The organism is Agrobacterium sp. MCAB5 (genome assembly GCF_052114365.1).
Classification (GTDB): Bacteria; Pseudomonadota; Alphaproteobacteria; order Rhizobiales; family Rhizobiaceae; genus Agrobacterium; species Agrobacterium tumefaciens.
In genome coordinates this window covers 1-783 of sequence record NZ_JBFREP010000079.1, presented here as the reverse complement: position 1 = coordinate 783, position 783 = coordinate 1, and the positions used below count along the sequence as shown (strand labels likewise).

Genomic DNA, 783 nt, shown 5'->3' with positions numbered 1-783 from the left:
GGACAAGCCCGCGCAACCGCACTCCGAAATCTGCCTAGAAATGATAGACAAGCCCCAGGATCGGGCCTTGCTGAACGACATCGTAAACGAAGCCGTCATGGCTGTAGTCAACGCCAAGTGCTCTATATCCTGCCACCGCAGACAGATTTTGCTGAATGCGGTAACCGAAAGCGGCGGTCACATCCCAGTCAAGCTTGGCCTGGCCGCCGCCGACAAGCGCCCAGCCTGTCAGATAGAGATTGTCGGTGAGGAAATATTGCCCGCGTATTCCCGCTACGGCGTCAACCCAGAAAGCGTTGTCGCTATTGCTTTTGCCATCGAGCAGGCCGCCTGAGATAGAGATTTCGGTGCTCGTGTACCAGACACGTGCACCCGCGACGAGGTCAAGGCGGCCCTTGTCATCCTCGAATACGCTGTAGCCGCCACCGAAAAAGCCGGAGAAAGTTTGAGATGTGACGTCGACACTTTGACTCAAGAATCCGACGGGCGTGTTTCCGCCTTGAGAAATCTTTGTGTACATGACGTCTCCAAACAGGCTGTAGCGGTCAGACCGCGCTTCGGCTACGCCCATAAATGAAAAGTCGAGATCGTCGAGAATGCTGCTAAAATCAGATTTCAGCGTGGTTGGCGCAAGTCCGAACTGGCCGGCCTGGCCGACCTTGCCATCTATTCCCGMAGCCCAGAAGTACGGGCTCGCACTGAAATGCCATTGATCGGATTCCATGGAGCTGTTTTCCAGCCGAGGACTGACCGGCAGCATATCTCCCGCATGGGCCGAGCTAT

1 protein-coding gene is annotated in these 783 nt (G+C 55.9%); it reads right to left on the bottom strand.

Annotated elements, in window-relative coordinates; genetic code table 11:
• Positions 1-34 precede the first annotated feature (34 nt).
• Positions 35-783 (bottom strand): DUF481 domain-containing protein (locus AB4Z23_RS27400; RefSeq protein ID WP_441361176.1); only part of this gene is annotated, 749 nt, incomplete at its 5' end.